Below are 4,358 nucleotides of genomic sequence, written 5' to 3'. Positions count from 1 at the left end.
TCGGTGAACCGTACGTTGCCTGCCGAAGCATTTCTGCTAACGTACCTGCACGAGGTAGCTCACCTGATGGCGTTTCAACGGCACGGGTTTCGTATTCGTCCGCACGGAGCGGAGTGGAAATCCTGTTTTCGCCAGTTACTCCAGCCGGTGCTTACTGAACCGATGGTTCCGGAAGAAGTGCGGATTCCCCTGCAACGCTACGCGCAGAATCCTAAAGCCACCGTTCACGCTGATGCCACTCTGCTTCGGGCATTATTACGCGAGCAATCTACCAATGGCCAGATTCCGCTTTCGTCGGTAGCCGAGCAGCAACCGTTTGTTTTTCAAGGAAGAAAGTTCTTAAAGGAGCGAGTACGACGCACCCGGGCACTGTGCCGGGAGGTCACTAGTGGCAAGAAATACACCATTGCACTAACCGCTTACGTTACGACAGTCACCGAGGTGTCGGCCACCGGGATGTCGGCCACGTCAGCCGACGCGTAATTAACCCATCAACCAGTTGGTGGAACGCTTGAGGTTTCATGGTGCGCCAGTTGTCAATCTGCAAATTACCACCGTAGTTTAGGTAAGAATCGATGTTGTATTCCGTCATTTCGGCTAACACAAAATCGCGGAAACCGACTAAAGCAATCCAGCCATCTTCCACATCCTCAAACCATTCTTCGTAGTAGCAGTCGTCGGAACCGTGAAAATTCATAACGTTTTCACCAATCAGAATAAACTGATTAATGCCAACTTTCTGCAACTGATCTACGATATTGCGTTTAAGGTGCATAATATCATTATGCAGCGTATCATTCCATTCCCCAATCATCTCAATAATGACAAAATTTTGCTCATAATTGGCGTATAGCATCTTAATGTAGAGCGTTTCCGAGCCAATAAAATCCCAGCCCGGATCAATATAGTATCCGTAGATGGTATTAGTGTACAGATCGTAATTATATTCCTTACCAAAGAATGGGGATCGTGTGTCCGAAGACACGTCATATTCGCTTAGCCAACGATGGAAAGGTTCAATCTTATGCATATCCTACTTCCGATAAGCCTCTACTGCTTTCCGTACTGAACCGTGTTCTTCCAGTAGTTGTTTGGCTTGTTCTCTATCTATTGCTAATTCGTCCATAATCATTCGTTCGCCCCGGTCTACCAATTTATTATTGCTCAGCTGCATATCTACCATCCGATTTCCTTTTACCCGGCCGAGGCCAATCATGGTGGCGGTGGAGATCATATTTAAGACCAATTTCTGAGCTGTACCCGCTTTCATCCGGGTGCTTCCGGTAACGAACTCCGGGCCTACTACTACTTCAATGGGTACTTCGGCCGCAGCGGCCAATGGAGTTTCCAGATTACACGTAATACATCCGGTTAGAATACCATTTTCCCGAGCGATTTTCACCCCACCAATTACGTAGGGCGTAGTACCCGAAGCGGCAATACCCACTAAGGTGTCTTTTTCGTTGATATTGTACTCCTGCAAATCTTTCCAGGCTCGTTCAGGATCATCTTCCGCAAACTCCTTAGACTTGCGAATAGCTTCATCGCCCCCGGCCATAATGCCGATTACCCAATCGGGCGGCACGCCGTAGGTAGGCGGACATTCCGAAGCATCTACAATACCCAACCGTCCGCTGGTTCCCGCGCCAATGTAGAACAAACGTCCACCCTGCTTCATCCGAGTGACGATGCCTTTTACCAGTTTTTCAATCTGCGGGATAACTTCTTCTACGGCGTAAGCTACTTTTTTATCTTCGTTATTGATGCCGGACAGCAACTCGCTCATCGGCATTTTTTCCAGATTATCGTACAGTGAAGAGGATTCGGTGGTTGACATAATTATTGGTTGATAATTGACAATGAATAGTTGATAGTGGTCCGAATATAGAATAAAAGGATAACCACAGCTGAGAAGAAAACGGTCGGGTAAAGGTAATTTTTTAGCTCGATTGATGAAATAATGTTAGTCCGGCAATGGGGCTTTCCAGTATATTCTGCACTCGTATGCCACGATCATTGGCTACCTGCCGAAGAATATTGGCGTAATAAAATGCCACTCCTCCGGTGAAGTGAATAGGCTGCCGTTGGTAATTCTCGTACTTCATTATATTCTTCTCTAGAAACTGGCTGAATCCTTCGTAGATCAGTTGAGCTACCCAAGGGTGTTTTAAATGATGAAAAGCAAAACGAGAGAATTGCGCCAAGTACTGATTCGCTTGAGGTTGCCGATAAACGTGATCTAACACCTCACCTACCGAACCAGTAAACCGTTTTTCAAAGGGTTTCTGTAGTTCCTCGGGCATAGCTCGTTTGAAATAGTGGTTAAGTAACTGCTTACCAATCCAGGTACCACTGCCTTCGTCACCCAAAATGTATCCCAGCGGCGGCACGTTATCTACGATTTCTCTCCCGTCGTAGAGGCAAGAGTTAGCCCCAGTACCTACAATGCAGGCAATGCCTGGCTGGTGACCGCAGAGGGCCCGGGCCGCCGCCAATAAGTCATTGTAGATTTCGACTCGGCTATCGGAAAATACTTGGTGCAAAGCAGTTTTAACCGTCTGGCAAGCTAATTCAGTAGAGCAACCTGCTCCGTAAAAGTGAATAGTTTCAACTTCACTTGTTATCTGAGGAAGCAGTTCTTCCCGTAGTCGCGCGGCTATATCATCGGCCGATTGATGGTAAGGGTTGAACCCTATCGTTTTAGCTTGAGAAATCTTTCCGTTAGCATCGATCAACCGCCAATCGGTCTTGGTAGAGCCACTGTCGGCAATGAGTATCATGTTCAGTCTCTATTTCTTACATAATACAAATATATCTCTGATTCCAACGTTAACCGTCTATTATTTGTCACAAGTTTATGACAACTTCCGTTGAACGTCTGCTATTTGCTTCCTGGCAGCAAACTTTTCTACTTACGCTATTAGCGTTTGTGGTTCTGTACTTTGCTTCAGCGGTGGGAGGCAACTATCTGGCCCGGTGGCTGGCGCGTCGTAAGCAGGGACAATTTATTCACCCACAGAAGGTTGCCTCTCAGCAAATCCGACAGGAAATCAGCCGGTCGTTGCTATCAATTTTGGTTTTTGCGTTGCTGGCCATTCCGGTACAGATGGCGTATCAACGGGGAATTATTCAGATCAACTGGTCGGTCAATTTGCTAACGCTGTTTCCCGAAGTTCTGCTACTGTTTGTTTGGAACGAGTTTCACTTCTACCTCAATCACCGACTACTGCACCAGCCGTGGTTCTTTAGCCGGGTACACTACCAGCACCACCAGTCGCGGGTGCCTACTTCGTATTCTACCTACAGCTTTCATTGGTTTGAAGCGTTTCTGCTAGGCACGGTTATTTATCTACCGTTGCTGCTGTATCCGTTTCAGTATCTGGCGTTGCTTTCGCTACCCGTACTTAGCATTTTGCTTAATACGTTAGGCCACTGGGATTTTGACCTGGCTCCCCAAAAATCTGCCAGTCACTGGCTAAAATTTTCCTATCGACACAGCCAGCACCACCGCAAAGTGCGGGGCAACTACGGATTCTTTCTTCCTTATTTCGACCAACTCTTTCAGACCAAAATAAAACATGAACCACGCTAAAGCTTATATCACCAGTGCGGGAAAATACCTGCCGGGCAAACCGGTAGATAATGAAAATATTGAGCAGTACCTCGGAATGGTTCACGGGAAGCCCTCTCGGACTAAGCTACGGATGCTCCGTCAAAATGGTATTCAGTTTCGGCACTACGCGCTAGACCGCCAGCAACAATCTACGCACTCGCTGGCAGGAATGGCTGCCGAAGCGGTTCGGGATTGCTTAGCGCAACGAGGCGTGGCTGCCTCGGAGGTGGATTTCCTGGCAGCAGCTACTACCCAGGGCGACTTGCCCGTACCGGGGTTTGCCAGTATGGTTCACGCGGAAAGCGGGTTGGAAGCTTGCGAAATCGCCACGCTGCACGGCGTTTGTGGCAGCGGGATGATGGCTATTAAAAACGCTTGGATGCAGGTGCTACTGGAAGGGAAGCAACATGCACTAGCTTGCGCCGGAGAGTTTGCCAGCCGGATGTTCAAAGCCTCTCGTTTTGAGCAACAACTGACTGCGAACGAACACCTGCCTTTAGAAACTGATTTCCTTCGCTGGATGCTTTCCGATGGGGCCGGGGCATTGCTCGTGCAGCCTCAACCGACCAGTCGGGGAGCTTCCCTGGCTATTGACTGGATTGATATTCGTTCTTACGCTCATCTGTTTGAACCTTGCATGTATGCGGGATACGACAAAAAAAGCGATACCAACTCCTGGCTTGATTATGATAATTTTACCCAAGCCGACCTAGCCGGAGCTATTAATCTAACGCAGGATATTAAG

The 4,358-nt window shown here is 48.0% G+C and carries 5 protein-coding genes and 1 pseudogene; 3 read left to right on the top strand and 3 right to left on the bottom strand.

Translation table 11 applies throughout. The annotated features are described in order from the left end of the window. Positions 1-483 (top strand): SprT-like domain-containing protein (locus tag WBA23_RS04450; protein WP_424581043.1); only part of this gene is annotated, 483 nt, incomplete at its 5' end. Here the strand turns inward: WBA23_RS04450 and WBA23_RS04445 are convergent. The 3 genes from WBA23_RS04445 to WBA23_RS04435 form a co-directional block, all read right to left on the bottom strand. Continuing rightward, positions 434-1,030 (bottom strand): hypothetical protein, encoded by a 597-nt coding sequence (locus tag WBA23_RS04445; RefSeq protein ID WP_424581042.1) that lies wholly within the window; start codon positions 1,028-1,030, stop codon positions 434-436. The two genes, WBA23_RS04450 and WBA23_RS04445, sit on opposite strands and share 50 nt — an antisense overlap. A gap of 3 nt (positions 1,031-1,033) precedes the next feature. Then, positions 1,034-1,837: an N-acetylmuramic acid 6-phosphate etherase gene (gene murQ / locus WBA23_RS04440; RefSeq protein ID WP_424581041.1), complete on the bottom strand. Its 804-nt coding sequence runs from the start codon at positions 1,835-1,837 to the stop codon at positions 1,034-1,036. A 103-nt stretch (positions 1,838-1,940) separates the two neighbouring features. Further along, entirely contained in the window at positions 1,941-2,780 is an 840-nt protein-coding gene (locus tag WBA23_RS04435) for a BadF/BadG/BcrA/BcrD ATPase family protein (RefSeq protein ID WP_424581040.1), read from the bottom strand. A gap of 77 nt (positions 2,781-2,857) precedes the next feature. Between WBA23_RS04435 and WBA23_RS04430 the strand changes: the two genes are divergently transcribed. Together WBA23_RS04430 and WBA23_RS04425 are read left to right on the top strand one after the other, a co-directional pair. Beyond that, positions 2,858-3,592 carry a sterol desaturase family protein gene (locus tag WBA23_RS04430; protein WP_424581038.1) on the top strand — a complete coding sequence of 245 codons (735 nt, stop codon included), beginning with the start codon at positions 2,858-2,860 and terminating at the stop codon, positions 3,590-3,592. Continuing rightward, positions 3,579-4,358 (top strand): annotated as a pseudogene (locus tag WBA23_RS04425) (3-oxoacyl-ACP synthase); the annotation flags it as partial. The gene WBA23_RS04430 and the pseudogene WBA23_RS04425, both read left to right, overlap by 14 nt.

Origin of the sequence: Tunicatimonas sp. (genome assembly GCF_049647865.1) — a bacterium.
Classification (GTDB): domain Bacteria; phylum Bacteroidota; class Bacteroidia; order Cytophagales; family Cyclobacteriaceae; genus Tunicatimonas.
The sequence above is the reverse complement of the archived record's forward strand: the minus strand, read 5'-3'. Positions and strand labels throughout refer to the sequence as shown.

Coding starts and splice junctions, on each gene's coding strand:
- WBA23_RS04445 (WP_424581042.1), bottom strand. CDS start 1,030: ATGCATAAGATTGAACCTTTCCATCGTTGGCTAAGCGAATATGACGTG.
- murQ (WP_424581041.1), bottom strand. CDS start 1,837: ATGTCAACCACCGAATCCTCTTCACTGTACGATAATCTGGAAAAAATG.
- WBA23_RS04435 (WP_424581040.1), bottom strand. CDS start 2,780: ATGATACTCATTGCCGACAGTGGCTCTACCAAGACCGATTGGCGGTTG.
- WBA23_RS04430 (WP_424581038.1), top strand. CDS start 2,858: ATGACAACTTCCGTTGAACGTCTGCTATTTGCTTCCTGGCAGCAAACT.